Origin of the sequence: Roseibium denhamense, assembly GCF_009711415.1 — a bacterium.
In the GTDB taxonomy this organism is placed as follows: domain Bacteria; phylum Pseudomonadota; class Alphaproteobacteria; order Rhizobiales; family Stappiaceae; genus Roseibium; species Roseibium denhamense.
Map to the genome: position 1 here is coordinate 1 of NZ_SMLZ01000053.1, position 2,727 is coordinate 2,727.

The window sequence follows — 2,727 nt, forward strand, 5'->3', positions numbered from 1 at the left end:
CAAAAACAGCCTCGTCCCGTAAGGGCCGCGGCTGTTGTCGTATCCAGGCGGCGATACCCAATACCGGCCACGCAAAGCGGGCCCGAGTAGCGAAATCAGTGACAACCATAGTTCAATTGCGTTGAAGGATAACGATCGCTGCAGAGTGCCCGTAGGTGTCAAAAGCTTTGCAAAGTAATCCAAGAAGTGCACCACGATAAAACTATGCGCAAAATCCAATCGGTATGAGGCCACCAGAAATATCGGGTGCCGGTCAAATCCCTCGGTCTTAACTCGCGGATCGCTCACTTAGCATATTCGTCAACGGTCCCGCTTGAGGCCATTTAAGTCGCTGTTCGCTGTTTTGTACTATTGATGTCTGGCGAACCGCCCCTAACTTATTGGAGCGAATAAAGAATTAGAAAGCCTCAGCTTAGCGCTTAATTGCCAAAGCCGATATATTTGTAGTCATTGGAGACTTGGGATAACTTGTAATGGAATTAAGCTCCGCTAAAAACCAATCAATCCCGGGGGAGAGCCAGGATACCATCCTTGTTGATGGTCTTCTCATTGATGCGGAAATTGGCATCCTGGACAGTGAAAAAGGCCGCAAACAAGGTCTGCGCTTTGATATAGAGATTCGCACAGTTCCGGGTTACCAGGCAGTCGTCTCAAAGACGGGGGATTATGTTTCTTATGCTGATACCGTCTTTTTTATCAAGGAAAAGGCAGCCCATGGCGGGCATGTCGATCTGGTAGAGGAATGGGCTGAGGCGGTTGCCGCTTTTGTCCTCCAAAATCCGCTTGCCGATCAGGTAACCGTCAAAGTCAGCAAGCCTGATATATTCAAAGAAGCCGAAGGCGTAGGCATCCGGATCACCCGCCGCCAGCAAGCGTAAACTTGTTTATTTCTAACGCTGGACTAAGTGTTCGCTCACGCCCGCCATTTCTCTTCTCAGGAGCCAATTTCATGATTTCCGCTGACCGCGTCCTTCCTCTGTGGCTGAAATACCGGGAGGCGCTGGAAACCCCGATTCGAACCTTTGAGTTTCCAAAGTTTGGAAAAATATTTGAGGACCGAACCTATCAGATGGGGGTTTTGAACCTGTCTCCGGACAGCTCCTACCGGGAGACGGTCTGCCACACTCTGGAAGCCGCCCTTTACCGGGGGCGCCGCATGACCCTTGAAGGGGCGGCCATGGTGGACATTGGCGGTGAATCGACCGGTGAGACCGCGGATATTGTTTCCATTGAACGCCAGATAGACCGCATGGGACCGGTTGTCTCAGCACTCGCGGATGAGAAGATCCTCGTGTCCGTCGAAACCTATCATCCGGAAGTCGCTATAGCATTGCTTGAAGCGGGCGCAGGTGTGGTGAACCTGACCGGGCGGGTCGACGATAAAAGTTTTTATGAAGCGATTGCCAAACATGAGGCTGGATTGATCTTGTGTTACACACCCGGGGTGAATGCACGCTCCAGCGATCACCTGCCGCCGGTTGACCAGGTTTTTGATGCACAGCTCAAGTTCTTTAAGGATCGTGTCGCCATGGCGGAGGCCGCAGGCATCGACCGCCTCTGGGTTGATCCCGGGTTTGGATTTGCGCTCAATCTGCCCGACGGTCCGGACCGGATCCGGTATCAGACCGATAGCATTTTGCAATCTTTCCGCCTCCGCGAATTGGGCTGGCCAGTGACCGTCCAGCTGACCGGCCATGTGTTCCTGTTCCGGGACGAGGTTCGGGTCGCGCAGACAAGTGCGGCAACTCTTGCGGTCTTGTCAAAAGCAAACATGGTGCGCAGCCATGAGGTGCCGCGGGTGCAGCCCGTGTTGAACCTGCAGGATTATGCGTAAGACGGCAATTGAAAGGGCGTAAAATGGCTGACCAAAAGATCGCTCTTGTGACCGGGGCGGGCAAACGTCTGGGCAAAGCTATTGCCGAAGGTCTTGCCGCCGAAGGATACGCCGTTGGCCTTCATTACAATTCTTCGGTTGATGGCGCCAAGGAGCTTCATGACCGCATTCAGGCCGAGGGCGGCAAGTCTGTTCTTTTGCAAAAAGACCTGAGCCAACCGGAAACGGCTGGGACGTTAATTTCCGATGCAGCCGAAGCTTTGGGTGGTGCGGTCTCCGTTTTGGTTAATTCAGCGTCCGCGTTCAACACGGATTGCCTGTCCGATCTGACACTGCAGAGCTGGCAGTTTCTGATGAACGTCAATGCCGCAGCGCCGGTGTTTTTAATGCAGGCTTTTGCCCAGCAAGAGCCATTGCCGGAGGGAGGGCTAATCCTCAACATGCTTGACACTCAGATGATGTCGGCTTCTCCTGAGCGGTTTAGCTATTTCTGCGGAAAATTTGCCTTGGACGGTGCAACGCGGCTGGCCGCCTATGATCTCGGCGCAAAGGGCATTCGGGTGAATGCGATCGCACCGGGTCTGATCTTGCCGAGCGATCAGACCCAGGAAAACTTTGACGCACGCCAACGGCTGACCCCTTTAGGTCCGGGGCTCGGACCGGAAGATATCGTCGGTGCGCTGCGGTATTTTTTGACTGCCCGTCAGGTGACCGGCCACACCCTGGTTGTTGATGCCGGGCAGCGTTTGATGGGCTTCGGAAATGCCCCCATTGGCTAGAATTGGCGAAATTGCACCAATTTCAAGGTTAATATTCACTTAATATCCACCGCGCTCCGCCGCGCTGTAAAAAACTTCAAAAACTTCCATTTTCGGTGTTGACCCTGAAAGTTG

The 2,727-nt window shown here is 53.5% G+C and carries 3 protein-coding genes; all 3 read left to right on the forward strand.

Features of this window, described 5'->3' with window-relative positions; all coding sequences use genetic code 11:
- Positions 1–473 precede the first annotated feature (473 nt).
- The 3 genes from E1180_RS00200 to E1180_RS00210 all read left to right on the forward strand — a co-directional run bounded on the left by E1180_RS00200 (position 474) and on the right by E1180_RS00210 (position 2,613).
- Positions 474–878 (forward strand): dihydroneopterin aldolase, encoded by a 405-nt coding sequence (locus tag E1180_RS00200; RefSeq protein WP_155189082.1) that lies wholly within the window; start codon positions 474–476, stop codon positions 876–878.
- Between the two features lie 71 nt (positions 879–949).
- Positions 950–1,834: a dihydropteroate synthase gene (locus tag E1180_RS00205; RefSeq protein ID WP_155189083.1), complete on the forward strand. Its 885-nt coding sequence runs from the start codon at positions 950–952 to the stop codon at positions 1,832–1,834.
- A gap of 23 nt (positions 1,835–1,857) precedes the next feature.
- Positions 1,858–2,613 carry an SDR family oxidoreductase gene (locus tag E1180_RS00210; RefSeq protein WP_155189084.1) on the forward strand — a complete coding sequence of 252 codons (756 nt, stop codon included), beginning with the start codon at positions 1,858–1,860 and terminating at the stop codon, positions 2,611–2,613.
- Positions 2,614–2,727: the final 114 nt, after the last annotated feature.

Excerpts from the sequence above, each read along its gene's own strand:
- E1180_RS00205 (WP_155189083.1), top strand. The coding sequence starts at position 950 with ATGATTTCCGCTGACCGCGTCCTTCCTCTGTGGCTGAAATACCGGGAG.
- E1180_RS00200 (WP_155189082.1), top strand. The coding sequence starts at position 474 with ATGGAATTAAGCTCCGCTAAAAACCAATCAATCCCGGGGGAGAGCCAG.
- E1180_RS00210 (WP_155189084.1), top strand. The coding sequence starts at position 1,858 with ATGGCTGACCAAAAGATCGCTCTTGTGACCGGGGCGGGCAAACGTCTG.